This is a genomic window from Streptomyces sp. NPDC048521, assembly GCF_043199855.1.
GTDB lineage: Bacteria > Actinomycetota > Actinomycetes > Streptomycetales > Streptomycetaceae > Streptomyces.
Genome location: NZ_JBICWR010000032.1, coordinates 36,994 through 61,427, shown reverse-complemented (window position 1 = coordinate 61,427; position 24,434 = coordinate 36,994). Strand labels below are relative to the sequence as shown.

19 protein-coding genes and 3 pseudogenes are annotated in these 24,434 nt (G+C 71.7%); 12 read left to right on the top strand and 10 right to left on the bottom strand.

The window, feature by feature from the left end:
• Nucleotides 1-293 precede the first annotated feature (293 nt).
• The 3 genes from ACGFRF_RS39970 to ACGFRF_RS39960 all read left to right on the top strand — a co-directional run bounded on the left by ACGFRF_RS39970 (nucleotide 294) and on the right by ACGFRF_RS39960 (nucleotide 2,877).
• Entirely contained in the window at nucleotides 294-866 is a 573-nt protein-coding gene (locus ACGFRF_RS39970; RefSeq protein WP_393748771.1) for a TetR family transcriptional regulator C-terminal domain-containing protein, read from the top strand.
• A gap of 423 nt (nucleotides 867-1,289) precedes the next feature.
• Nucleotides 1,290-2,000: an NAD(P)H:quinone oxidoreductase gene (gene wrbA, locus ACGFRF_RS39965; RefSeq protein WP_393748769.1), complete on the top strand. Its 711-nt coding sequence runs from the start codon at nucleotides 1,290-1,292 to the stop codon at nucleotides 1,998-2,000.
• Between the two features lie 232 nt (nucleotides 2,001-2,232).
• A complete protein-coding gene (locus tag ACGFRF_RS39960) occupies nucleotides 2,233-2,877 on the top strand; it encodes a DsbA family oxidoreductase (RefSeq protein ID WP_393748767.1) in 645 nt (214 codons plus the stop codon).
• Between the two features lie 169 nt (nucleotides 2,878-3,046).
• Here ACGFRF_RS39960 and ACGFRF_RS39955 read toward each other — a convergent pair whose 3' ends face one another.
• The 3 genes and pseudogenes from ACGFRF_RS39955 to ACGFRF_RS39945 form a co-directional block, all read right to left on the bottom strand.
• Nucleotides 3,047-4,213, bottom strand: coding sequence for an N-acetylmuramoyl-L-alanine amidase (locus tag ACGFRF_RS39955; RefSeq protein WP_393748765.1), 1,167 nt, complete (start codon nucleotides 4,211-4,213; stop codon nucleotides 3,047-3,049).
• 15 nt (nucleotides 4,214-4,228) lie between these two features.
• Entirely contained in the window at nucleotides 4,229-4,513 is a 285-nt protein-coding gene (locus tag ACGFRF_RS39950) for a hypothetical protein (RefSeq protein ID WP_393748781.1), read from the bottom strand.
• A gap of 122 nt (nucleotides 4,514-4,635) precedes the next feature.
• Nucleotides 4,636-4,911 (bottom strand): annotated as a pseudogene (locus ACGFRF_RS39945) (SidA/IucD/PvdA family monooxygenase); the annotation flags it as partial.
• Here ACGFRF_RS39945 and ACGFRF_RS39940 point away from each other — a divergent pair.
• On the top strand, nucleotides 4,825-5,178 hold the full coding sequence (locus ACGFRF_RS39940) for a hypothetical protein (RefSeq protein WP_393748779.1): 354 nt from the start codon (nucleotides 4,825-4,827) through the stop codon (nucleotides 5,176-5,178). The pseudogene ACGFRF_RS39945 and the gene ACGFRF_RS39940 sit on opposite strands and share 87 nt — an antisense overlap.
• A gap of 149 nt (nucleotides 5,179-5,327) precedes the next feature.
• On the opposite strand, the gene ACGFRF_RS39935 is transcribed toward ACGFRF_RS39940, so the two are convergent.
• Nucleotides 5,328-6,041, bottom strand: a complete 714-nt coding sequence (locus ACGFRF_RS39935) for an SDR family NAD(P)-dependent oxidoreductase (RefSeq protein WP_393748763.1) — start codon at nucleotides 6,039-6,041, stop codon at nucleotides 5,328-5,330.
• Nucleotides 6,042-6,391: 350 nt separating this feature from the next.
• Nucleotides 6,392-8,635: a SpoIIE family protein phosphatase gene (locus ACGFRF_RS39930; protein ID WP_393748761.1), complete on the bottom strand. Its 2,244-nt coding sequence runs from the start codon at nucleotides 8,633-8,635 to the stop codon at nucleotides 6,392-6,394.
• Nucleotides 8,636-9,319: 684 nt separating this feature from the next.
• Here ACGFRF_RS39930 and ACGFRF_RS39925 point away from each other — a divergent pair.
• Both ACGFRF_RS39925 and ACGFRF_RS39920 read left to right on the top strand, forming a co-directional pair.
• Complete coding sequence (locus ACGFRF_RS39925) at nucleotides 9,320-10,219, top strand: NAD(P)-dependent oxidoreductase (protein WP_393748759.1); 900 nt, start codon at nucleotides 9,320-9,322, stop codon at nucleotides 10,217-10,219.
• A 147-nt stretch (nucleotides 10,220-10,366) separates the two neighbouring features.
• The gene (locus ACGFRF_RS39920) at nucleotides 10,367-11,485 is read left to right on the top strand and encodes an NAD(P)/FAD-dependent oxidoreductase (protein WP_393748757.1); all 1,119 of its coding nucleotides are present in this window, start codon (nucleotides 10,367-10,369) and stop codon (nucleotides 11,483-11,485) included.
• Nucleotides 11,486-12,857: 1,372 nt separating this feature from the next.
• On the opposite strand, the gene ACGFRF_RS39915 is transcribed toward ACGFRF_RS39920, so the two are convergent.
• From ACGFRF_RS39915 to ACGFRF_RS39905, 3 genes are all read right to left on the bottom strand, one after another.
• The gene (locus tag ACGFRF_RS39915) at nucleotides 12,858-13,346 is read right to left on the bottom strand and encodes an SsgA family sporulation/cell division regulator (RefSeq protein WP_393748755.1); all 489 of its coding nucleotides are present in this window, start codon (nucleotides 13,344-13,346) and stop codon (nucleotides 12,858-12,860) included.
• Nucleotides 13,347-13,708: 362 nt separating this feature from the next.
• Nucleotides 13,709-13,978 carry a hypothetical protein gene (locus ACGFRF_RS39910; protein WP_393748753.1) on the bottom strand — a complete coding sequence of 90 codons (270 nt, stop codon included), beginning with the start codon at nucleotides 13,976-13,978 and terminating at the stop codon, nucleotides 13,709-13,711.
• Nucleotides 13,979-14,266: 288 nt separating this feature from the next.
• A complete protein-coding gene (locus ACGFRF_RS39905) occupies nucleotides 14,267-14,575 on the bottom strand; it encodes a hypothetical protein (RefSeq protein ID WP_393748752.1) in 309 nt (102 codons plus the stop codon).
• A 54-nt stretch (nucleotides 14,576-14,629) separates the two neighbouring features.
• Here ACGFRF_RS39905 and ACGFRF_RS39900 point away from each other — a divergent pair, with 54 nt between their 5' ends.
• Nucleotides 14,630-15,283: a DsbA family protein gene (locus ACGFRF_RS39900; protein ID WP_393748750.1), complete on the top strand. Its 654-nt coding sequence runs from the start codon at nucleotides 14,630-14,632 to the stop codon at nucleotides 15,281-15,283.
• A gap of 209 nt (nucleotides 15,284-15,492) precedes the next feature.
• On the opposite strand, the gene ACGFRF_RS39895 is transcribed toward ACGFRF_RS39900, so the two are convergent.
• Nucleotides 15,493-16,755, bottom strand: a complete 1,263-nt coding sequence (locus tag ACGFRF_RS39895) for an acetamidase/formamidase family protein (protein WP_393748748.1) — start codon at nucleotides 16,753-16,755, stop codon at nucleotides 15,493-15,495.
• Between the two features lie 954 nt (nucleotides 16,756-17,709).
• Between ACGFRF_RS39895 and ACGFRF_RS39890 the strand changes: the two genes are divergently transcribed.
• The 5 genes and pseudogenes from ACGFRF_RS39890 to ACGFRF_RS39870 all read left to right on the top strand — a co-directional run.
• Nucleotides 17,710-18,459 (top strand): lysophospholipid acyltransferase family protein, encoded by a 750-nt coding sequence (locus tag ACGFRF_RS39890; protein ID WP_393748746.1) that lies wholly within the window; start codon nucleotides 17,710-17,712, stop codon nucleotides 18,457-18,459.
• Between the two features lie 307 nt (nucleotides 18,460-18,766).
• A pseudogene (locus tag ACGFRF_RS39885) lies at nucleotides 18,767-19,100 on the top strand (ArsR/SmtB family transcription factor); the annotation flags it as partial.
• A gap of 48 nt (nucleotides 19,101-19,148) precedes the next feature.
• Complete coding sequence (locus ACGFRF_RS39880; RefSeq protein WP_393748777.1) at nucleotides 19,149-19,532, top strand: hypothetical protein; 384 nt, start codon at nucleotides 19,149-19,151, stop codon at nucleotides 19,530-19,532.
• A gap of 50 nt (nucleotides 19,533-19,582) precedes the next feature.
• A complete protein-coding gene (locus ACGFRF_RS39875; protein WP_393748744.1) occupies nucleotides 19,583-19,771 on the top strand; it encodes a hypothetical protein in 189 nt (62 codons plus the stop codon).
• 414 nt (nucleotides 19,772-20,185) lie between these two features.
• Nucleotides 20,186-20,323: pseudogene (locus tag ACGFRF_RS39870) on the top strand (transposase); the annotation flags it as partial.
• Nucleotides 20,324-20,504: 181 nt separating this feature from the next.
• Here the strand turns inward: ACGFRF_RS39870 and ACGFRF_RS39865 are convergent.
• Nucleotides 20,505-24,245 carry a S8 family serine peptidase gene (locus tag ACGFRF_RS39865; RefSeq protein WP_393748742.1) on the bottom strand — a complete coding sequence of 1,247 codons (3,741 nt, stop codon included), beginning with the start codon at nucleotides 24,243-24,245 and terminating at the stop codon, nucleotides 20,505-20,507.
• Nucleotides 24,246-24,434 lie beyond the last annotated feature (189 nt).

The following is a 24,434-nucleotide window of genomic DNA, read 5'->3' as shown; positions in this document are numbered from 1 at the left end:
CCGCAGTCGGACCTGCCCCGGTTCGGGATCGACCAGCTCACGCTCGACCAGCCGGAGGTTGTGAACACCGGTCGCCTCGAAGGCTCGGTACGTGGACATGATGCTCCTGGGTGTGTGTTGTCGGCCAAGGCGGGGCCAGGACAAGGGACCGATCTAAAAATGACCGGTCTACTTAAACGGAGTCTAGCCGATGCGTGGCCACGGGCCCTGCGTCCTGTGCACCTGAGACCGGTCCGCCCCGGGGTTTGACTCCGGTCAGGCGACCGCCCATATTGAACGTGAGGTGATCGAGGATGGGACGTGCGTCCAAGCGTGAGGAGATCGCGCAGGCAGCCCTGCGGCAGTTCCAGGCGAGGGGCTTCAACGCCACGGGCATCAGCGACATCACCACCGCGGCCGGAGCGCCCAAGGGGTCGTTCTACAACCACTTCTCCAGCAAGGAGGAGAGCGCCCTGGAAGCGCTGAACCGGTATGCCGCCGGCTTGCGGTTCGACATCCTCACCACGCCGGGACGGCCTCCGCTGGAGCGGCTGCGGGCGCACTTCGAGTACCTCGGCAGGGACACCCTCGACAACGGCTTCGTCCGCGGCTGCCTGGCCGGCAACTTCGGCGCGGAGATGGCGGATCACAACGAGGAGATCCGCTCGGCCGTCCAGCGCGGATTCGGCCGCTGGGCCGAGCACATCCAGGGGGTGCTCACCGAGGCCAAAGAAGCCGGCGACCTCGCCAGCGCCCTCGACGTGGCGGACACCGCCCTCTTCCTCCTGAGCGCATGGGAAGGCGCGCTTATCGCGGCTCGGGCCGACAAGTCCGCAGCCCCGGTCGAGGCGTTCTTCCGCCTCGTCTTCGGCGTCATCCTGCGCTAGGCCCTGTCGTCGGACTCCCGCCGTCCGTCCGGAGGGCGGGCCGTGCGGCGTCAGGTGCGTGTCTCGACCTGCCGGGCCCTGGCCCTCGTATGGGATGAACCCGGGTCGGGCCCGGTGCGGTGCGAGGGTGTGCATGGCGTCATGCGGCGGACGGGAGACTGACGACAGGGCCTGGACCTTTCCCCTCTCCAGGCGCCGGGGTCCCCCGTTCCGGGGTGCCGTTCCTTCGGTCGGTAACCGAGGCCACCCTGTCCGACCAGGGCGGACGGTCTCGGACGGGCACACGCCGACCTGCTGGGCCGTGAGCCTCGCGGGATTGCGATTGACCGAAGTAGACCGGTCGTCTAGTTTAGATGACCGGTCGGCTCATCGCATCGCCGCGTATCCCTCGAGTCGCCGCACTCCCTCGAAATGGAGAAACCCGTGTCCACTCCGATCAAGCTCGCCATCGTCTTCTACTCGTCCACCGGTACGATCACCGAGATCGCCAAGGAGCTGCGGGACGCCGGTGTGAAGGCGGGTGCCGAGGTGCGTCTGCTGAAGGTGGCCGAGCTGGCCCCGCAGGCCGCCATCGACTCCAATCCGGCCTGGGCCGCCAACCACGCGGCCACCGCGGACGTCCCCGAGGCCACCACGGCGGACATCGAGTGGGCCGACGCCGTCATCTTCGGCACGCCGACCCGCTTCGGCAACGTCTCCTCGCAGCTGAAGCAGTTCATCGACACGCTCGGCGGCCTGTGGGCCGAGGGCAAGCTCGCGGACAAGGTGTACAGCGGCTTCGTCTCCACCGCCACGGACCACGCCGGCCACGAGTCCACCCTGCTGGCCCTGTACAACTCCGTGCACCACTTCGGCGGCATCATCGTCACGCCGGGCTTCACCGACCCGCAGAAGTTCGTCGACGGTAACCCCTACGGCACCTCCCACGCCGACGGCCAGGGCACCAAGCCCGTCGGCGAGACCACCCGCCTCGCCGCCGCCATCCAGGCCGAACGCGTCGTCGAGATGGCCGCGAGGCTCAAGGCGGCGGCCGAAGCCGAGGCAGAGACCGGCACCGGCACCGGCACCGGCACCGGCACCGGCACCGGCACCGAGGAGGGTCCGCGACGCTGGTGGCAGCGCCGGCGCCGGTGACACCGCGCGTCACCGCACGGGTTCTCGCCTGCGTCAGGGCGGGGACGGCCCCGCCCGACCGCGCCTCCGCCCGCTTCACCGTGCCTGCGCAGACGGTTCGCCCCGGAAAGCGCCCCTGACCGACATACCGACAGACGGCCGGTCGTCCAAATGGGACGTACGGTCGGCCGGACCTACAGGCAGGCAACCCGAAGGTTGCCCGCTCCGACCATCTGTAACAGGAGATCTACCCATGCGTGTCGAGATTTGGACCGACGTCGCTTGCCCGTGGTGCTACGTCGGCCGAGCCCGCTTCGACCGCGGGCTGGCCGCGTTCGAGCACCGCGACGAGGTCGAGGTGGTGCACCGTTCGTTCGAGCTGAACCCGCAGGCCGAGAACGGCACCGTGCCGATCATCGACGCGGTGGCGGCGCAGTACGGCCGGACCCGGGAACAGCAGGTGGCCAGGGAGGAGCAGGCCGCTGCCATGGCGCGCGAGGTGGGGCTGGACTTCCGCATCGGCGGACGCGTCTTCGGCAACACCTTCGACGTGCACCGCCTCATCCACTTCGCCAGGTCGCACGGCCGGCAGGCCGAGATGATGGATCTCGCTTTCCGGGCGAACTTCGCGCAGGAGCGGTCGATCTACGACCAGGAGACGCTGGTGACGCTGGCGGTGGAAGCGGGCCTGGACGAGTCCTCGGCCCGGAAGGTGCTCGGCGATCCGACCGCGTTCGCCGATGACGTACGGGCCGACGAGCGACTGGCGGCCGAGCTGGGGGCCGGGGGTGTGCCCTTCTTCGTGCTGAACCGGCGGTACGGAGTCAGCGGCGTCCAGTCGCCCGAGACGTTCACGCGGGCCCTCGAGCAGGCCTGGGCGGACCGGGCCGCCGCGTGAGGCGCGGCCCCTCGGGGCCGAGCCGGGAAGGGTCTGGCGGCCCGCGGGATCGGCCGGTCTGTTCGGGCCGTTCCGCCGGTCGGGCGCACGACGTACACGCGCGTGCGTCCGGGACGGACGAGGGACCGAGCCGCCCCAGGCGGCCCGGTCCCTGTTCGCGCGGCGGTGATCAGGTGATCAGTTGCCGCCGTCCTCCCAGTGCTGCGTCACGGGGGTAGCGGTGACGGCGTTCTCGTAGACCAGCGCGACACGGTGGCCGTACTGGATGGTGTACATCCTCTTGCCGCCGAGGACGACCGTTCCGCTGCTCTTGTCGTAGTCGTCCGTCACGGCCGGGGCCTGGGTGGCGACGTACGCCTGGCCGGCCGGGGACGGTGTACACCGTGAGCGGGGCCTGCGTCGAGGGCGAGATGCCCGCCGGGTACTCCGAGGCGTCCGGGTAGCTGCGGCCGTAGACCGCCACCGAGGCGGAGCCGGCCGGACGGATCATCTTCACGCCGTAGGCGATCTTGGCGTTCTTGCCGCCAGGGTTGTAGAACCACACCTTCGCACCGCTGAACCAGATCGCGGTCCAGTCGCCGCTCACATCGGCGACGACGAACTGCCGCCCGGACTGGGCCGAGCTGCCCCAGTCGCTGATCTCGTTCGTACCCGCGCCGGTACCGTGGAGCGCCTGGTCGCCGAACAGCGGGGCGGACGCGTCCGGGGCGGTGCGCACGTAGACGAAGTTCGACGCCTGCTGCCTCTCGGTGCAGGTGGTCGTGGGATCGGTCGGGTCGTCACCGGGACAGACACGCACGGTCTGCACGGTGTCGGCGAACGGCGGATCGATGGTCACGACCGAACCCACGGCCGGGACGCTGTGCGTTCCGCTGTAGGGGCGGCCGAGGAGCGTCATGAAGTGGTCCCAGTCCCAGCCGTTGCCCGGGTCCCAGTGCATCCCGGCGGCGTGAGCGTCGTCCGGGCTGTCGACGTTGTCATGACCGATGACGTGCTGACGGTCCAGAGGTATGTCGAACCGTGCCGCGAGGTACGTGACCAGGTCGGCCGTGGCCTCGTACTGCGCCTCCGTGTACCACGTGGCGCCCTGCGCGGCGTACCCCTCGTGCTCGATGCCGATGGAGTGCAGGTTCATGGAGTAGTTGCCGGTGTGGAAGGCGATGTCCTTGGTGGGGACCATCTGCGTCACCGCGCCGTCGGACGACCGCATCACGTAGTGGGTCGCGGCGCTGTTGGTCTGGGAGGACAGGCCCTTCACGCCGGTGTCGTAGGTGGTCTCCAGGTCGTGGATGACGATGGTGTCGATCCGGATACCGTTCGCGGGCCGTTTGGACACCTGCACACCCGCGGCCTAGCCGGGGACGAACGTGCACGCCACGGCCGGCGGGCACTCGGTGTCCGCGGTGGCCGATGCCGCCAGGTGCAGCCGGTCGACCTGCGCCTTCGCGGGGCGGACCGAGGGGACCGCGGTGAGGCGGACGCGCTGGCCGTCGTGCGTCTCGGCGGAGGCGCCCCTGCGGATGGTGCCGAAGACACGGTCGGCGAAGGCCACCGCCCCCTGACGGTCCGTCGACTGGCTGTAGCGGGCCACGGCTCCGAACCACAGGGCCGGGTCCGCCGGCGTTCGCGTGCCCACCAGCGGTAGGGCGGACACCAGCGGGCCAGACGACGGTGACGTTCGTCGAAGAGCCGGTCGGCCTTCGGCAGGATCCAGGGCGGTGTGCGCTGGAAGACGGTGAGGGCCGAGACCTGGTCGACGATCGCCGGGACGAACTGGATGGCACTGGCGCCGGTGCCGATGACCGCGACCCGTTTGCCGGCCAGGTCCACGTCGTGCCGCCAGGCCGCCGAGTGGAACACCGCACCGCCGAAGGACTCGACACCGGGCAGGTCGGGGTAGGCGGGATGGTGCAGCGGTCCGACGGCGCAGATGAGGAACCGGGCGCGATGGCACTCGCCCGCCGACGTCACCACCTCCCAGCAGGCATCCTCCTCGGCCCACCGGGCGCCTCGTACCTCCTGGCCGAACCGCACGTGCTCGACGAGGCCGCGTCGGCGGGCCACGTCCCGCAGGTAGTCCCGACCGACTCCGGCGGCGAGCCCGAGAAGGTCCTCACCCATGACGAGATGCTCGACGCCATCTCGCTGTACCGGCTGACCAACACCTGGGCGTCTTCCTCCTGGCTGTACTGGGAGGGCTACCAGGCCGGCGGCGGACCGTTCGACGCGTTCCACATCCCCGACCTCCCCATCCACTGGAACGAGTTCGGCAGGGGAGGCCACTTCGCCGCCTGGGGGTAGTGACGCCTGCTGGCAGAGGAACTGCGTACGTCGTTCAGGTCACTGCGGCACTGACCCCGCCGCGCAATGCGGAACGGGCCGTGGCCGGTCCAGTTCGCTGAACCGGCCACGGCCTGTTGCGCACACCGGCGGCATGCCGGCGCGCGTGCTCAGTGGCCCGCGCTCATGCCGCCGTCGACGTGCAGGATCTCGCCGGTGACGAACGGGGCGTTCTCCAGGTACAGCACCGCGTCCGCGATGTCGCTCTGCTCGCCCATCCGTCCCATCGGGTGAAGGTCGCCGAGGGTCGCGTGTGTCTCCTCGGGGTGCATCGGGGTCTTGATGGTCCCGGGCGAGACGGCGTTCACGCGGATGCCGCGGGTGGCGTACTCGATGGCCAGGGACTTGGTGACGGACTGGAGCCCGCCCTTGGTCAGCGAGGCCATGGCGGAGGGCAGGCGCATGTCCGGGCTGTCGACCAGGCTGGTGGTGATGGTGACGACGTGACCGCCGCCCTGGCCGAGCATCTGTTCGATGGCCAGCTGGGTGATGCGGAAGAAGCCGTTGAGGTTCACCCCGGTCACGGCGGCGTAGTCGTCCAGGGTGTACTCGGTGAAGGGCTTGGCGACGAAGATGCCCGCGTTGTTGACGAGGCTGTCGATGCGGCCGAAGCGCTCCAGGCCCTGGGCGATGACGCGCTCGGCGGTGGCGGGGTCGGCGATGTCGCCTCGCACGGTGAGCAGGTCGGGGTCACCGGACGGGCCGATGGTGCGGGACGTGGCGACTACGGCGTAACCGTGCTTGCGGTAGGCGTCGACGATGCTCGCGCCGAGGCCCTGCGAGGCACCGGTGACGATGGCGACCTTCTGAGTGCTCATGATCATCTCTCTGGGTGGGTGAGGCTTCCTTCGACTAAGTTAGTCGACCGGTCGGCTAGTAGTCAATCGGTCGACCTTCCGACCGGAGGAGACCAGACGCGTCGGCGCTCAGCGCCGGGGTGCCAGGCTGTCCAGCGGCGTGCCGGGCGCCCAGACGCGCAGCCGGCGGCCGTCGACGAGGTGGACGTCGGTCTGCCGGGCGGCCCAGCGCACCTCTCCCTGCTGAAGCCACCGCGGTGGACGACGAGCCGGCCCGGCCGGAACTCCCCGAGCCGGACCGCCGGCGCCAGGACGGACGACCGTACACCGGCGGCCACCGGACCAGGACCCGGCGCCCGCCCGCGCACCGCCGTCGCTCACCGCCCGGTGATGGGCAGTGTCAGGGACACCGTCTTGCCCTGTCCGTTCGGCGAGCTGTTCCACGTGTCGGCCAGCGCTTCCACGATCAGCAGGCCCCGGCCGTGTTCCGCTTCCGCGTTCTCCTCCTCACCGAGCGACAGCGAGGAGGGTATCGGCGGGTTGCTGTCGGAGTCCCGTACCTCGAGCCGGAGGTGGTCGTCGAAGGCCCGCAGCCGCACGTCCACGTCACTGCCGGCGTGGATGAGCGCGTTGGTGACGATCTCGGAGACGACCAGTTCCAGGGGCTGCGACATCCCTTCCAGCCCCCAGGAAACCAGCTGGTCGTGGACGAATGCGCGGGCCGCCCCGACCCCGAGCAGATCACGGCGCTGGATGTGCAGGCTTCCCACACGCGGTTCCTCCTGCCCCACCGCCCCGCCGTACAGCGCCAGCAGCACGACGGCGTCGTCGCGGCGCTGCTGTGGCGTGGAGCCGTCCTCGACGACCAGGTCGGCGAGCTGTTCGAGATCGGGCGCGGGGGTCCCGCCACCGGCGCCGAGCAGCGCGTGCAGGCGCACCTGCGGATCGGGCGCGTCCCAGCCGACGAGGCCGTCCGTGTACAGCATCAGGACCGACCCGCACGCGACGCGGTGCTCGCGTGCCTGACAGGCGTCCGCCGTGGGAACGCCCAGCGGCAGGTTGGCCGGGGCGGCCAGGACGCCGATGCTCCCGTCCGGCCGCCGCACCAGGGGCGGGGGATGCCCGGCGAGGGCCACCTCGGCGGTGCCGTCCAGTGTGTCCAGCGAGACGACGCAGCAGGTCGCGGTGAGGTCGGTGCCCAGGGCGGCCAGGAGCCTGCCGGTCCGGTCGATCACCGCGGCGGGACGGTGGCCCTCGACGGCGTAGGAGGTCACCGCGGTGCGCATCTGCCCCATGACGGCGGTGCTCTCCACGGAGTGTCCCTCGACATCGCCGACGACCAGCACGGCCCTGTCCCCGGGCAGGGTGATCACGTCGTACCAGTCACCCCCCACCCTGGTGGTGACGCCGGCGGGCCGATAGCGCGCCGCGGTGGCCAGCCGCGGCAGGTCCGGGAGCCGGGAGGGCAGAAGGAAACGCTGGAGGCATTCGTTCATCGCCCGCTGCTGCGCGCTCAGCTCGACCCGGTGCACCGCGGCTCCCAGCAGCCCGGCCATCATGCCGAGAAGGGCCCTCTCCTCGGGCGGGAAGCCGCGCGGCCCGGAGAACTCCAGGCAGCACACCGCGACCACCCGCCCGCCGCCGGCGAACGCAAGGTCGAGGAACTGGCGGTCGCCGGTGAGCGGCAGGTACAGCTCGGCGCGCGACTCGTCGGCCGAGAAGGAACCCGTGGGGGAGTGCCCGGTCAGGAACACCGGGCGTCCACGGAATGCCTCCGCCGCCGGTGTCCGGTCGTCCATCCTGGCACCGTGCAGAGCGCGGGCCACGCCGGAGGAGGCACCGCTGTGCCCGAGGACCCACAGCCGGCCCTCGACGGCCGACACCAGTGTCAGTGCCCGGGCGCTCAACGAGTCCATGACGCAGTACCGGGCGGCCTGCATCACCTCTTCGATGGTCGTGGCCCGGTTGGCCAGCTCTGCCAGGCGGCGCAGCGGGAACATCATGCTCGTGCCCGCGGAGCCCGGGATGTCGCCCAGCCCCCAGCCCGGTACGCACACAGGTGCACGAGGGTCGTCCCGGGCCGGTGGCACCATGATCGGCATCGGACCGGCCGCCACGGTCACGCCGTCGTCGGCCAGCCCGGCCAGGGCCAGGGCCAGCCGGTCCGCGACATCCCGCAGTTCCGTGCGCTCGGCGGCCGTGAAGGTGCCGTCGGTCTCCAGCCGCAGCACGGTCAGGGCGCCGAAGCGCCGACCGTCCGCGACGACTGGGGCTGCCGCCGCGATGTAGGGATACCGCAGATGGCGTTCGCGGCCCGGGTCGGCGGGGTCCCGGTCCAGCAGTACGGCCGTCTCCCCCGTCAGGACGGCGCGGACCGTGGCGGCGGGCACGTCCAGTTCCATCCGCCCCGGCAGCGTGAACAGGGACGGCGGACTTCCGTCGGCCAGCGCGAGGCGGAGTCCGCCGCGGCGCTCGTCCAGCAGGTAGACACCGGCCGACACGGCGTTCAACCGGTGCCTGGCCGCGCTGGCGGCGCGGTGGAGGGTGTGGCCGAGGTCCGTTCCGCGTGTCCCTCCGGACCCGTTCCGCCGCCGATCCGGTGCTGCGCCGCTGCTCGTCACGAGACGGCTCCCTCGAGCGAGATGCTGGTCGTCGGCTGCCGCCGACCGGTCGTCGAAAGGTGCTCCGCCGTGTTCCGGCGATAACAATTATTCGGCGGTCGGGAGGTTCCGCGCGAGCCGTGACCCGCCGTGCGCGGTTCCCGAGTCCAGGCGCCCGCGGTCCGGTACGCGTGTGCGACACTGGCAGAGTGATTGACGTGTCAAGTAGGTGGGGTGGGTGAGCGCCGGGGGACGCGGCGGGGCTTCGCGTGACGGCCGTACCGGCTCGGTCGTTGTTCCCCAGCCCGCCAGGAGCGCGGATCACCCGGCGGCGCTTCGCGGCCAGGAAGTGCTCCCGGGCCTTCTCCGCCGTGTCCGCCGCGACGAGGTTCACGCCGGCGATGGTCATGTTGTGGTGCTCCGTGCACCAGATGCGCCAGTAGCCTCATGCCTCGGCGCGCTGGGCCGGCTCCACGCCCGGCGCGGAAACTGTCACCCGCGGGGAGTCGCCGTCGTGTTCCTGCCGGCTTCCGGTGCGCGGCGGAGCCGAGAGCGCCGACCGCGTCACCCGTGCGCGCCCTCGGCGGCTCCTCGGCCCGTCGGCTGTCGAGAGGTCCCGGTGTGTCGCCTCACACACGTTGCGGACCGGGCGGCACACGTGGTTCGTCCCCGGGTCCGCAGTGGGGGACGGGGTAGCATCCGCCCATGTCGACGATCTGCCTGATAGGTGTGGGACGGATGGGCGAACCGGTGTGCCGCCGTCTCGTCCTCGCCGGGCACGAGGTGCGGGCCTACGACATCAGGCCCGAGCGCCGGGCGGCGGTCCGGTCGTGCGGGGCCCGGTGGTCGGACTCGGCGGTGGCCGCGGCATCGGGGGCGGAGGTGCTCCTCACGGTGCTGCCCGGTCCGGCCGAGGTCACGGGGGCCGTGCGGGACGGCGTCCTCCAGGCGCTGGCCGCGAACGCCACGTGGATCGACATGAGCAGCAGCACGCCTACGGCCGCGGACCCCTGCCGGGAGCGGGCGGCGGCGCACGGTGTCGGATTCCTGGAGTCGCCCATCGGCGGCTCGCCCGTGGACGCCGCCGCGGCGCGGTTGCGGCTTTTCGTGGGAGGCGACGCCGCCCTCCTTGAGCGTCACCGTCCCCTGCTGTCAGCGGTCGCCGACCGCATCAGCCACGTCGGCGGACCCGGTACCGGCTACGCCGCCAAGCTGCTGGTGAACCTCCTGTGGTTCGGTCAGGCGGTCGCCACCGCGGAGGCGCTGCTGCTGGGCCGTCGCGCCGGCATCGACCTGGGCGTCCTCATGGACGTCCTTGCCACGGGCCCCGCCTCGTCGGCCTTCGTCCGCCGGGACCTGCCCGCGCTCCTCGCCGGTGACTACCTCCCCGCGTACGGCCTGGACCGCATCCACGACCAGTTGGCGGCGATCACCGCTCTGGCGGAACAGTGCGGCACTCCGCACGCCGTCGCGGACACGGTCCGGCGCCTGCACGAAGAGGCGCTCGAACGGTACGGGCCCGTCGACGGCGAGCTGCTGGCGGTGGCACTGCTCGAGGAGAGGGCCGGTATGCTGCTGCGCCACCCGAACCCGGCCACCGACTGACGTCGCCGCCACGGGCGGGGCCGCGCACCGCTGCGCGGCCGGCCCGCTGCCCGCCGCGGCGTCCGGGTGCACAGGCGGCCCCTGCCCGGGCGGCATCGGTTGTCTGTCTAGGAGACTCGGCAGAAAGTGCGAAGAAGTGAGCTCATCATGGCCATAGTCACGACCCAGCGACGGGTCGTCATCATCGGCGGGGGGTACGCAGGAGTGCGCTTGGCGCGCGAACTCGACGCGGACGCCGACGTCACGCTGATCGACCTCAAGGAGGCGTTCTTCCACCGCGTCGCCTCGCTACGGGCCAGCGCCGACGAGGAATGGACGTACGCCCCCTTCATCCCGTACGACTCGCTTCTCGCCCGTGGCCGTGTCGTGCGCAACAAGGCCGTCGGCATAGCGACCGCGGAACGTGAGGTGGTCCTCGCCACTGGCCACCGGGTGCCGTACGACGCCCTGGTGATCGCGACAGGCGCCGACTACCAGGAACCGGCGCGCTTCACCGGCAGCACCGTCGAGGAGGCGGCGGATTCCTTCCGGAGCCACCAGCGACGCGTCGCCGGTGCTCGTAGCATCCTGGTCATCGGGGGCGGCCCCTCCGGCGTGGAACTGGCGGCGGAACTGCGGCGGGCCAACCCGTCGGCCACGGTGACCCTCGCACACCGCGGCCCCCGCCTGCTCAACCACCACGGCACCGGCCGAATGGGCCGTCAGGCGAGGGCCTGGCTGGAGCGGCACGACGTGCGGGTCCTGCTCGACACCTTTGTCACTTCCGCCGGCGGCGTCGGCGCCCGGCTGCGCGACCAGGCGGGCGGCCCCCTCTCCGCCGACGTCGTTTTCTGGACGACCGGCACCACTCCGAACACCCTGTGGCTTCGCCTGGCGGGACTCGGCACCTGGCTCGACGCGAGCGGTCACGTCAAGGTGGACACACACCTGAGGGTGCTGGGACAGAGGGACGTCTTCGCGGTCGGTGACGTCAACGACGTGTCCGAGGCCAAGCTCAGCCCCTCTGCGGTGGCGCAGGGGGAGGCCGCGGCGCACAACATCCGCACGTACCTCGGCCACGGCAGGCACGGGGGCCGGTCACGCCCGTACAAGCCAGCGCCGGTGAGGATCTTCTCGGTGCCCTTCGGATCCGAAGGAGGCACCACCCTCCTCCCGGCGCTCGGCCACGACGTCCTCGTTCTCGGCAACAGGGCGACGTCGGCGCTCAAGAGCAGGCACCTGGCCGTTCCGGCGATCCGCAAGCTGCTGGGCCACACCGACGGCTGACGGGTGTCCACGCAGCACCACGTGTCCCGACGGTCCCTGTCGAGGACTCCGCGGACGCGTCCCCATGAGAGCCGAAGCGCACCCGGAGGGTGCCGGCCGGGTGCGGCGCGGAAGTCCGGACGTTTCTCGAACTCGGGCCGCTGACCGTTCGTCGAGCACACGTAGCACACTCGATGTCGACCTCGGGTGGCCGCCCGCCCGCAAGGATGCGGCCGACGGCCTCGCCGGGGAACCGGACGGGACACGGCCGAGCTCCGGCCGCCCCGCCGCCGAGCCGCGGGAGACGCTTCCGCCGTACTTCACCACGGTGGCCCGGACATCACGTTCGTCGCCGTGGCCTGCGGAATACCCGCCGTCGTCGTCCCGGAATCGTTGGAGCAGGAGCGGCAGGCGGCCCTGCCCGCAGCCGCGGGGGGCCCTATCTCTTTGGTCAAGGTCGTCGGTCAGGATGGCGGCATGACGACCTGGTTCCGCACCTACTACGAGGACGAAGATCTGTGGCTGTATTTCGAGGCCGATGACGAAGGCTGGGCAGCGCGACAGGTTGAGGTCCGAGGGCAGGACTCGCGACCGGTGACGGCGGCCTCGTCGGAGGAGGTGCTGCACTTGCGTGATCATGCCGCGGAGCTCGCTGTGGGGACACGTCGTCCAGGCCGCCGCCGCGCCGGCGGCCGGCATGGGCGTCGGCCGCTTCGTCTGAATGGTCGCGGTACGCCGCGAGCATCGAGGAGACCCGGTCGCGGCCTACGCACCAGCCGTGGCGTGCGGATGCCCCCTCCCTGGACCGTGTCCGCGCGCCCCGGCCCTGACGACCACGCCGCCGCCTGCACGGCGCACGGCGACACGCACCCGGCCGGCTCGAGTTCGGGCGCCGCGTCGCGCAGCAGCCGTACCCGGACATCGCCCGCGCGGCCGGCGTAGGGGTCGGCACGCTCTACCGCCGGTTCCCCTTCGAGCAACTGCTGATCGAGGCGACCTACCGGCACGAGCCGCCCGGGCGCAGGGGTGCCGCTCACCCGGAGACCTCCGCGAGCCGCCACGGTGCGGAGAGCCACGTGCCCGCGTCGACCAGCGGTCCGTGCGGTTCCGGGTGACGATGTACGGCACGGCATCGGCGATGTCCTCGGGCCGGAGTGACTCCATGCCCGCGATCTGACGCTGAACGGCCTGTGAGCCGACGCCCAGCGCCCCGAGAACCCCGGCCGCACTCAGCGGACCCGGACGGACCGAGCCGGCTCGCCGGACCCAGTCGGCTCGGCCGGAGTCGGTGAACACCCTGGACCCGGACACCGGAGCCGAACCCGCCCGGACGGTTCGCAGCGCGGCCGCATCCTCCACCGTGCCGCCGCCGAGGGCCGGCAGGGGATCCAGGTCATTCCGTCCTGCGACCGGTCCCGCGCATCAGTCCGGCGAGCGACTCGTCCAGCCGCAGCATGCCGCTCTCAGTGCCGGCCGCCACGCTGCCGTAGGCGCGGTCGAGGAAGCGCCGCAGCACGGTGGCTGGCGCGGACACGATCGTGGTGCCGTTCGGTGAGCTGATCCGGATGCACAGCGCGCCCCGTCCCGCCCCCAGCTGGTGCGGGCGACGCGGCGCGGGCCAGGTCTGCACGTCTCCGAGACCGGCGGGCCCCGACAGTCCGTCCGCGAGGAGATCACGCGCGAACACCCATTCCACAGGTGGTGTCACACCCGAGTCCACCACCATCCGCACGGCGTACGGCTCGTCGGTCGCGTAGTGGAAGGACAGGGTGACCGGGAGGGTGACCGAACCGCCGAGCAGGACGGTGCCTTCGCAACGGCAGCTGGTGCCCGGCCGGGGTGAGGGCGCCGGGCCGGGGCGGTGGGGGGAGTGATGGCTCATATCTTGCTCATTCGCTCAGGCGCTGCGCCGCAACGGCGCCCGCAGGCCGGCCGACTCGCCGAAGGGGCGAGGTGCCCGTGAGGACGTGGCGGTCAACAGATGACCGGTCGTCTGAATTCCGGCGGGCCCGGTCGGGGAGAGGTTCCCGACACTCGGCGGCGTGTGGCGGCACCCAGCCGGGCCCACGTCGGCCACCGGCCCGCGGCCCGGACCCACGTCCGGGGCGACGTGCCGGCGGCGACCGCTGCACGGGCCCGGCGATCGCGCGGCTGCTCGCCGGGGCGGGCGACGGGGCCGCCGTACGCGGCACCCCCGTAGCCGGCCGACCGCCGTGCGAGTCGGCCCCGCCTGCGCCGCGTCCGCTACCGCCCGCCGGCGTCCCGGTACGTCTCCAGCACTCGCAGCCACACCCCACTGATCGTCAGGAAGGCGGGGACGGCGTGCCGGAGCCGCTCGGTCAGGTCCTCACGCATGACGGCGATCGTGGCCGGGTGAAGGAGTTCCCCGACTCCGGGCCCGACGGAGGTGACGCCCGCCGCGGTGCCGTGCGTCGCGTCGACCGGCATGCGGGCCCCCCGGTGGTCCTCGGCGTACTGCTGGGCGCCCGCCGGACGGCCGAGGTCGTGGTCCACCACCTCGAACCGGCGGCCGATGCGCCGAGCTCCGTGTGCGGTGCGGTGCGGGACGTCGACGTGGTCGGCGGTCGCGGCGTGCGCCCCCAGCGAGCGTCGTCGACGGGCTCCTTCCCTGCGCGGGCGCCGATGGCCGCGCTGGCGCTCCGGGCCTGGTGCTTGCCCTGGTGGGTCATCGGTGCGCGCCCGTTGACGTCACCGACGGCGTAGAGCCGGCCGTCGGCCACGGCGGTCACCCGGCAGGTGCCGTCGCCGGTCAGTCGGCCGCCGGGCGTCAGGCCGACGCTCTCAGGCCGACGTCCGTCGTACGCGGCGCGCGGCCGGTGGCGAACAGAATCTCGTCCGCGGCCGGCTGCGCCCCGTCGGCCAGGGCGACCCGCGCACCGGGCCGTCCCCGCCGTTCTCGCGGCGTACGGGGGCGACCTCGGTATCCGGTCGTACGTCGACGCCGGCCCCGCGGAGCCCTTCCGCCACCAGTTCACCGGCGAACGGCTCCGTCCTCCTCGGCGAGGACTCGCCGCGCGCCAGCGGGTTACCCGGGAAGCCCAGCGCCTGCCAGGCCGCGGCCAGCCCGACGGCGACCACGCCGCCGCTCACGGCGTCCGACTGTGAGGCATACTAGGCGACCGGTCTATTTCAAGGAGTCCCCCCGTGCCCACACCGACCTCTCATGAGTCCACGACGCCTGTCGACTTCTGGTTCGACCCTGTCTGCCCGTGGACATGGCTCACCTCCCGCTGGATGCTGGAGGTCGCCAGGAGCCGGCCCGTAGCGGTGTCCTGGCACGTCATGAGCCTCGCGGTGCTCAACGAGAACAGGCTGGACGAACTGCCCGAGCGCATCCGGGTGCTGATGGGCGAGGCGTGGGCGCCGGTGCGGGTTCTGACCGCCGCCGCCCAACTGCACGGCCCCGAGACCCTGGAGCCGCTGTACACGGCCCTCGGGGAGCGCTACCACCTGCGCCAGCAGCCCAAGAACCGGGCCACGCTGGAAGACGCCCTGCGGGAGGCCGGCCTGCCCGTGGACCTCGCCGACGCCGGCGACACCGACCGTTTCGACCAGGAGCTGCGGGCCTCCCACCACAGGGGGATGGTCCTGGTCGGCCAGGACGTCGGAAGCCCGGTCATCGCCGTGCCCGGTCAGGAGGCGGGCGGCGACCCCGTCGCCTTCTTCGGCCCCGTGGTGAACCCGGCACCGAAGGGCGAGGAAGCGGCCAGGCTGTGGGACGGAGTGCTCGCCGTCGCCTCCACGCCGGGCTTCTACGAGATCAAGCGCACACGCACCAGCCCGCCGGACTTCGGCTGAGCGGACCGCCCACAGCCGGGCCGGGTGCGGCCTGGCCGGCCACACCCGGTCCGCGGGTCCGTGCCGGCGTTCCGCCCCGACCGCGCCAAGGCCGCGGCCCGGGCCAGGCAGACCCGGCTCGTGCAAACGGTCATCCGTGGTCCGGCGGAGGACGGGACGGGGCCGCCGCTCCCGCCGTCCTCCCGCAGTCAGGCCGGCCGGAGCGGCGGTCAGCCGAAGATGCCGCGGGGCAGGGTCATCGACACGAGCCACTTGGGCAGGTCGACCGTCTCGTTGATCTTCAGGTCACCGGCCACACTGCACAGGGCGTACGCCTCGTGCAGGCTCACCTGATGGTCGTTCACCAGCCAGTCGATCATCTCCCGGACGGCTGTCTTGGCATTCTCCATCAGATCCGGTCCTGTGCCCACGGTCTGGTAGTACCCCTGCTGCAGCATCTCCGCGGGCATGGTCAGTTGCGTGGGGTCCGCTGCGGGAACGATGGCGCGGGAGGAGGCGATCACGGTGTTCTTCACCAGGCCGAAGCGCACCGTGACGGCCATGAGCGTCTCGACGGCCGTCCCCGTCACCTCCCCGTCGCCCTGCGCCATGTGCCCGTCCCCGGCGGAGAACATGGCTCCCGGCACGTACACGGGGAGTTGGACCCGGGCACCTCTGACGAGCTGTCGGATGTCGGTGTTCCCGCCCATCGCCCCGCTGACGTCCGGCGGGAAGGTGCGGTACATGCCCCTGTGCAGCGGGGCGACCCCGAGGATGCCCATGAACGGGGCGACGGGGACGTGCGCCTTCTTGCCCGTGTCGACGCCGGTGAACGAGGCGAGGCCATCGCTCTGGCCCCGCTCGAACGCGAAGGTCTGCAGGAAGGGGGCCCCGCTGTTGTAGGCCTGGTCCTCGGGTATGGCCCCGGCTGCAGGCCCCGGGGTGGGGTCGCTCACCTGCGAAGCCTCGCTCCAGGAGGCGAACGGGGCCAGCGCCTCCGGACGAAGGGAACCGAACAGGCCGAGGGCGGGGCTGATGGCGACGTAGCCGAAGTCCACCAGGGGACCGACGTCCAGGATCTCCACCTCGAGGATGTCGCCGGGCTCGGCGCCCACGATCTCCACCGGCCCCGTCAGCGGATGCACCAGACCCAGGTCGATGGTGAGGGTCCCGTCAGGCGTCATCGTCCGTGCCGCCTCACCGATGTCCAGCGCGTCCCGGCACAACAACTGGACCACTTCGCCGGGCCGTACGGTGGCCACCGGCGGCAGGTCCCTGTTCCAGCGGTTGTGCAGCACCCTGCCGTACCCGTCCACGACCGCCTGCCCGCCCGGCCCGGCCGTCACGTCGGGAGTGCCGGAGCCGGCGACGTCCATGCCGCCGATGCCCTCCTCGCCGGCGGCCAGGCGGGACAGCGCGTCCCCGCCCGGCCCGGCGGACGCTTGTTGCCGCAGGCTGCCGTCCGGCATGGTTCCGGAATGGACGAAGCACATGGTGATACCTCCCGCGATGCCGCGCCGCCCGTACCCGGTGTGCAGGCCCCCGGGAACGGATCCGCCGGCGGGTGACGAGCCGCCGGCCCGCGGGAGTCGAGCCCTGTCACCACCTGGTGCCGTCTGATGGGGTCTGGACGCTCCGCGTACGGCCGTGGGCGGGCGCCTTGTGCCCGCGGGCTCTCCCAGCAGGTTCACTCACTTCGAGCGCGTCGGCAAACGGGGCGTGAGGGCCGACGGTTCCGCGCGTCCCGGGAAGCAAGATGCCGCAGTACCTCGGCGACGACGTGGGTGGCGCGGACCTCCGGCTGTCCGGGGCCGACCTCGCCGTACCGGCCCCCGCCGGGGCCCGGTACCGACCACCCGACCCCGCGATCCGCTGTCCCACGATCACCGCGGGCAGGCTGTCCACCCAGGCCAGCTCGTTGACGGTCGCAGTTCGCCCGGGTCGCGGTGGAGATGCCGCAACAGCAGATCCGCGGTTCCGCCGCGCGGTGCCACCCGCCCCGGTCCACGGGAGGTGACCGCGGCGCACGGGCTCCTCGTACGCGAGAGCACGAGCGGCTGACGCGGTGACGCGGGCTCCGGCACGGCGTGTCGGCACGGCCGGCGTCGAATCCGGACCCACGCGGGCATGCCGACTGCGGCCCGCGTCGACGACGAGTCCCGCCTGTCACCGGCGGCGGTGTTGATCGCGGCACACACCAGCCGTAGAATATTTGCACGGTCAAGCAAATGGGTCGGTGCACGGCGGTCCGTGCCTCTGCGCGCTCCCGCTCGGCGGCGCGTGTGCGCCGGGAACCCTCGTGGCACTGCGGGGACCGGCCTCCTCGACCTCGAGGATCCGTCCTTCCCGCCACCGGAGTCCCTCGTACCGTGACCGGCCGCGGCGGGGAAACAGACGCGCGAGCGAGAGGCGGCCGGACCGTGCCGCACGAGGAAAGAGGATCCCGGGTGCCCCGCAGGAGACACAGCCCCTACGGCTTCTGGTACCGACTGGCCGCGGCCATCGCGAAACCGGTGCTGTTCCTTCTCGTCAGACACCAGTGGCGCGGGACGGAGCACATACCCGCCGAGGGCGGCTTCCTCACCGCCGTCAACCACATCTCCTACTTCGACCCGCTCACCTACGGGCATTTCCAGTACGACAGCGGCCGGCCGCCCCGCCTGCTCGCCAAAGCGTCGCTCTTCACCATCCCCTTCGTCGGCACGGTGCTGCGCAGGACGGGCCAGATCCCGGTCCACCGCGGGACCGCGGACGCCGCGTTCGCGCTGCGGGACGCGGTGGACGCCGTCAACAGGGGGGAGTGCGTCGCGGTCTACCCCGAAGGCACCGTCACCCGCGACCCCGGGCTGTGGCCGATGACCGGCAAGACCGGCGCGGCGCGGATCGCGCTGACGACCGGAGCGCCCGTCATCCCGGTCGCCCAGTGGGGGGCCCACCGCATCGTGCCGCCGTACGCGCGCGGCGGTCGCGGCAACCGCAGGGTGCGGCTGGTCCCCCGCCAGCGGGTCTACGTGACGGCCGGGCCGCCCGTCGACCTCAGCCGGTACCGTGGCATGCCCCTCACCTCCGATGTACTGGCGGCGGCCACCGAGGACATCATGGCCGCCATCACCGCGCTCCTGGCGGAGATACGTGGCGAACAGCCGCCCGCCGAACGTCACACGCGCCGCCGGCAGGCACGCGAAGGCGCCGGGTGAGGGCCGGGAGGTGTGAGCGGCCGCCGGACGTCCCGGCGCCGGACCGTGCGGGAACACCGCTCGCACCGGGGAGCACACCTCGCGTGGTGCGGATGACGACACGTGTGCGGGTTCCCGAAGACACCCCCGACCGTGCGCACACCGTGGCGTCGGCCGCCGGCCGGAGCCGGGCGGGTGGTTCGCCCCCGACGGACGAACACCCGTACGGCATTCGTCACCCCATGTCTGCCCGGCCCGGGCCGGGCGCGCTCGCGGACCCCGCCGGTCGGCCGCTGGAGAACGAGAACCGCCCGCGTCGACCACGATCCTGCCCGGCGTCCTCGTGCCCCGTCCGGCCGGAACACCCCGTCGGCCGGCGTCCGCGGGCCACTCGCCCGCAGCTGGTCGACGGCGCCCCCCGGACCGTAGGCCGGCTCGTCCCAGCTGATCCGCGAGCTGGCCAAACACCCCGACTGGGCGCTCAGCTGCAGCAACTTCGACGTACCGGTCGGCCGGGCCGCAAAGAGCCACCACTTCGCGATCCTGCGCAGCGCAGGCCTGCTCGAACAGCGTGACCAGGGCCCCAAACGACTCAACCGACTGCGCCGCGAAGAGTTGGACGCCCGTTTCCCCGGCTCCTCGACCTCGCCCTCCGCGCCGACGAGACGGTCGTCAACGGGGGCAAGGACATCGTCCTGGGGACCACGGCCGTGAAGGCGTTCACCATCGTGGTGACCGCCACGGACGACTCGGGCATTGAGGTCGGGAAGACCTTCCCCGTCATGTGGAACAGGCCCCTGGCGAACGGCGACTATTACGGTCTCGTGATCCCGGACGACATCGAGGGCAAGTGCGTGCGCCAGAGCTTCACCACGACCACCTGCACCTGGACACTGAACATGCGCCCGCGCATCGACCCCCAGGACAACACCACGGCCGGGACCTGGACCGTGAGCGCCTACGCCCTGGCCAACGACGGTGACTACTACACCAAGGATTCCGCTGCCAAGGCGAAGGTCCTGCGCAACTCAAAGCTGACGGCCAACGCCTCGCCGGAACCGGTGAGAAGAACAAGACGATCACAGGCACCCTGACCCGCGCTGACTGGGAGACCTACAAGTACGGGGGTTACGCCAAGCAGCCGGTGGAGCTCCAGTTCAAGAAGAAGGGCACCAGCACCTTCAAGACCCTCAAGACCACCACGACGGACAGCAAGGGCAACTTGAAAGCGACGACGAAGGCCACGGCGGACGGCTACTTCCGGTACTCCTTCGCAGGCACGTCCACCACCCCGGCGGTCACCTCCGCGGCGGACTACGTCGACATCAAGTAGCCCTGGCCACACTTCGACATCATCGGGGCAGCAAGACTGCCCGCGACAGCCGGGTAAGAGCGGCCCACATCCGGGTGAACACGGCCGCAAGCCCTTCTGCCCGTCGGCTCCCGGGTGACCGCGCTGGCCACCACACCGGCGGGCGACCTTCTTGTCGCCGACGGTGCGAGTGACCTCCTCGTCGCTGGCGGTGCAGGTGACCTCATGCTCCTGTCGGCACACGCCGACTTCTGCGCCACTCGTCCCGGGGACGGCGGCACGGCGCGGGACGCTGTCACCGCCTTCCTCGACGCACCAAGACCCCGACGAACTGCGCGATCTCCTCAGCGAGCCTGCCGGCGGGCACCTCGAGGCGCGCCCAGTCTCCACGGCCGTCAACCGCGTCCCGCGGCGACGGGTTCCAACGGCAGCTTCGCCCGCAATGGTGTCGAGTCCAGCGAGCGATTGGGACGCCGTAGATGGGTCATCGAACGCACCCTGTCCTGGCTGACCGGCTACCGCCGGCTCAACCACCGCTACGAGCGCCATCCCCGCAACTACCTCGCCTTCTCAGCCTCGCGGCAGCCATCTGCCGCTACAAGCGACTCGTCCGCCTCACCACGTAGGACACGGCCTGAGCACCCCCGCCGGACGGACCGCGCCGTCCGGGGCCGCCCGACGGCGAACGGTCCGTCCGTGGTCGTGCTACCACGGACGGACCGGCCTTTACCCGCGTGCGAACCGCGGGGTGGCGTCAGCGCAGGCCGAACGCCCGGATCACGGTCTGGTGCACCGCGTTGCCCGCCGAGTCCTCGGCGCTCGCTCTGAGCGACACGTAGGACGCGTTCTTCGGCGCGTCCAGGCGGTACCGTCCGTCAGGGTCACCGGTGGCCCTGTGCCATTTCGTGCCGCCGTCGTAGGACAGCTCCAGGGTGACCGCGCCGACCCGGCCGGCGCCGACGGCACCCGGCAGCTGCGCGGCGGTGGCGGACAGGGTGTCGTGCCTCCCGGCCCGCCCGGCCGGATCGGTGGCCACCGTGTAGTCGATCTGCACCAGCGGCAGGACCGTGTCGGAGCCGTCCGACGCCGCCTTCGAGGTGAAGTCCCACTCGGTGCGGGTGCCGGAGGAGTACGGGGTGAACGGAACGTCGCGCTTGCCCGTGACGACCAGCCGGTACGGCAGCTTCCCGGCGCTGGGCGCGTCGCCCGAGACGTTCGTGAAGGTTCCGGTGCCGAGTTCCTTGGTGCCCTGGTAGAGGGTCTGGCGCTGCTCCGCTCCGCTGTCGATCTGGTTCATGCCGACGTGGTCGCGGCTGCCCCAGGCTGGGATGTCGATGTACAGGTGGTCGCCCTTGCGCGTGGGAAGACTGTAGACGTCGTTCAGGTAGGGCCGTTCGATCGGTTTGAACCATTCCTCGGACTGCCTGCTGCCCGCCCGGTAGGCGGTCTTGGCCCCGGCTTCGAAGACCATGCCGTCCGCGTAAGCGCTCTGGCTCCAGCTGTTGAACCCCCCGGTGGAGACCCAGTCGGTGCGCTTGCCGCGCACCGACTCCGGCATCAGCTCGCCGATGGCCCAGTTGTTGTAGGCAGGCCAGTCGAAGCGGAACTCGCCGCCGGTCTTCCCCGGAGCCGGGCTGTCGAAGGTCTCGTCGACCCGGGCGAGGTTCCTGGAACTGCCCGGCACCACCATGCGGTCGGGGATCTCGTTGTGCCAGGTCCGGCTGAGGTCGTAGACGTACGGGCTCACGGGCGCGGAGTCGACCGTGACGGAGGCGTCGCGGGCCCGGGCCTGCTGGACGAGCTTCTCGCCCTCGTCGGTGCTGAGCAGGCCCACGTCGAGCGGTACGGGTGTCGAGCCGAACGGCGCGTTGTAGCGGCGGAAGCCGCGGCCGTCCACGTTGTTCACGACCAGCATGAGTTCGGCGCCCGCGGCTGTTGCGGCGGCCGCCTGGTCGATGTCGGTGACGTCGTCGTTGCGGCGTACCACCACGGCCTTGCCGTGCGCGTCGAGGTGCGCGTAGTCGCTGCTCGCGCCCTGGCCGGCGAAGACCAGGGGGAGCTTGGCACTGCCCTTGGGCAGTGGGGTGACGCCGTCCTGGCGCAGCACATCGGTGAAGTCGGTGGTGCGGGTGGAGACGGCCAGCGCGGGCTTCTCCTTGCGCCAGCGGGCCGCCAGGTAGAAGTCGCCGTGAGTGACCTTGTGGGTGGTCGGCTGGGCCCACAGGCTGTCGTAGTTGGTCTGGGTCTCCATGTAGTCACGCCAGACCTGGCCGCCCATCATGCGGGTGTAGTCCAGTCGCTGGTAGGTCGTCTCGGTCCGCTGAGGGGCCGTCATGTCGATGCGGTCGATCCCGGACGCGTCAAGGGTGACGGTGATGTCGCGGTCCAGGTTGACGTCGGGGTCACCCAGCAGGGCCATGCCCCACGAGTGGGGGCCGTGGACGCCCTGCACCGTCTTGAAGGAGAGCACCGAGTACACGTCCTTGGGTAGGTACATCTGCCCTGTGCCGGAGGCGTCGATCTCGACGAACGCGGGGGAGTCGTCACCGGACCTGAGCAGTTCGACCACGCCGGACATGGGCCGGCCGTGGGCGTCCTTGAACGTCATGGTCAGTTTGTGTTCGACGTCCCCGAGGGAGACGGCGGTGTGCGCCGCGACCTTACCGGCCGCGGTTCTCGCGACGACCTGGCCGGTGTACCGGCCATCGGCGGGGGCGACCGAGCCGTCGATGGTCACGGTGACACCGGCGCTGCCGTGCGCGGGCACGACCACCTGGGGGGCGGAGAGGCGGAACACGCCGGCCGGGGCATGTGCGGCTTCGACGGTCAGCGCGAGGGTGACCGGCGTGTCGGTGGTGTTGGTGTAGGTCACCGGGCGCCGCACGCCGCCGGCGGGATTCTGCGGGACCTGCGCGGCGTACGCGGTCGCCGCGGCGAAGACACCGGCGTGCGCGGCCGCGGCGAGGTCGAGACGGCCGCTGCCCGCCTGGAAGGCGTCGTACTGCGGGGTCTGCCGGGAGCTGCTGGTCAGCAGGTCCTTCAGCTGGCTTCCGGTGAGGTCCGGATGAGCGGCGGCCATCAGCGCGGCGGCGCCCGTCACGTGGGGCGTGGCCATGGAGGTGCCGCTCATGGTCTGGTAGGCGCCCGCGTCGTTGCCGTCGAACCGGGAGTTGGCCGCCAGGATGCCGACGCCGGGCGCGGTGATCTCCGGCTTCAGGGCGCCGTCCACGCGGGGGCCCTGGCTGGAGAAGTCGGCCACGGAGTCGCCGGAGTCGACGGCGCCCACGGTCAGCGCGGTGCTCGCCGCGCCCGGTGCGCCGATCGTGCCGGGTGCGCCCGCGTTGCCGGCGGCGACGACGAACAGCGCGCCCGTCTCGGCGCTGAGCTTGTCGACGGCCTGGCTGAGGGGGTCGGTTCCGTCGGACGCCTGCGCGTCGCCGAGACTCATGTTGATGACCTTGGCGTGCTGGTCGACCGCGGCCCATTCCATGCCGGCCAGGATCCAGGAGGTCTGTCCGGAGCCGGTGTCGTCCAGCACCTTGGCGATGTCGAGGCGGGCGCCGGGGGCGACGCCCTTCTCCCTGCCGTCGGAGGCCGCGCCGGTGCCGGCGATGATGGACGCGACATGCGTGCCGTGGCCGAAGCGGTCGTCGGTGTTCTCGCCCGGTACGAAACTCTGCCGGCTCGCGACGCGGTCCACGAGGTCGGGGTGTCCCGCGTCGATGCCGGTGTCGAGGACCGCCACGTTCACGCCTTGTCCGGTGTTGCCCTCCGCCCAGACCTGAGGCGCGCCGATCTGCTTGGTGCTGTCGGCGAGGTCGGCGTGGACGAGGCCGTCCAGCCAGATGTGCGCGATCCCGTCGGCGAAGGCGGGTGCGGCGGCCTGCTTGTGGGCTCGGTCGGTCGTCGCCGTCCCGGCCACCGACTTCCAGAAGTCCGCGGCGCGTGAGCGGTCCGCGGTGACGGCGGCGCCGCGTATGCCGTCGAAGGTGCGGACCCGGGTCGCCCCGGCGGGCAGAGCAGCGGCCTTGGGGCGTGTGCCGGCGGAGTGCGTGTAGGAGACGATGAGCGGCAGCTGGTCGCGGTGCGCGTCGTCGTACCCGTCGGCGATCATGTCCGTGATGTTGAACAGCTGCCGGTCCAGGGTGCCCTCGGCGATGAAGGGCAGTACGGACTCGGGGAACACGTAGAGGTCGTCGCCCGATGTCAGGATGCGGGTCTGTACGGGGCGTCCGCCGGCACCGCGGACGCTGACGGTGCCTCCGGCCTTGCCGTCGGTGCCGGGGCTCCGCCGGGTGGTGACCACGTCACCGGTGATCAGTGTGACGGAGTGGTCGCCCGCGGGCACCCGGTCGGACGTGGATGCGGTGGACGCGGCGTTGAAACGGCCTGCTGAGGGCGCCGAGGCAGTCGCGTCGTAGGGGCCCGCCAGCGCGAGTACCAGAGCACCGGCCGCAACCGGCACGCTCCAGCGTCTGCGGTGGTGTGCTTTCACAAGGTCTCTCCCGGCTCTGCGGTCGGGCAGAGCACGGTCGTCCTCTGCCGTCCACGTTGCGTCACCTGACGGGTCGTCGGCATCGAGGGCCTCGGATCCCTTCCACAGGCGGCGTGAACATTCAGAGTGAAGGCTTGTGAAGGAGAGATGTCTAGATCAGACTCGTGTCGTAGATCGCCAGTTGGCGAT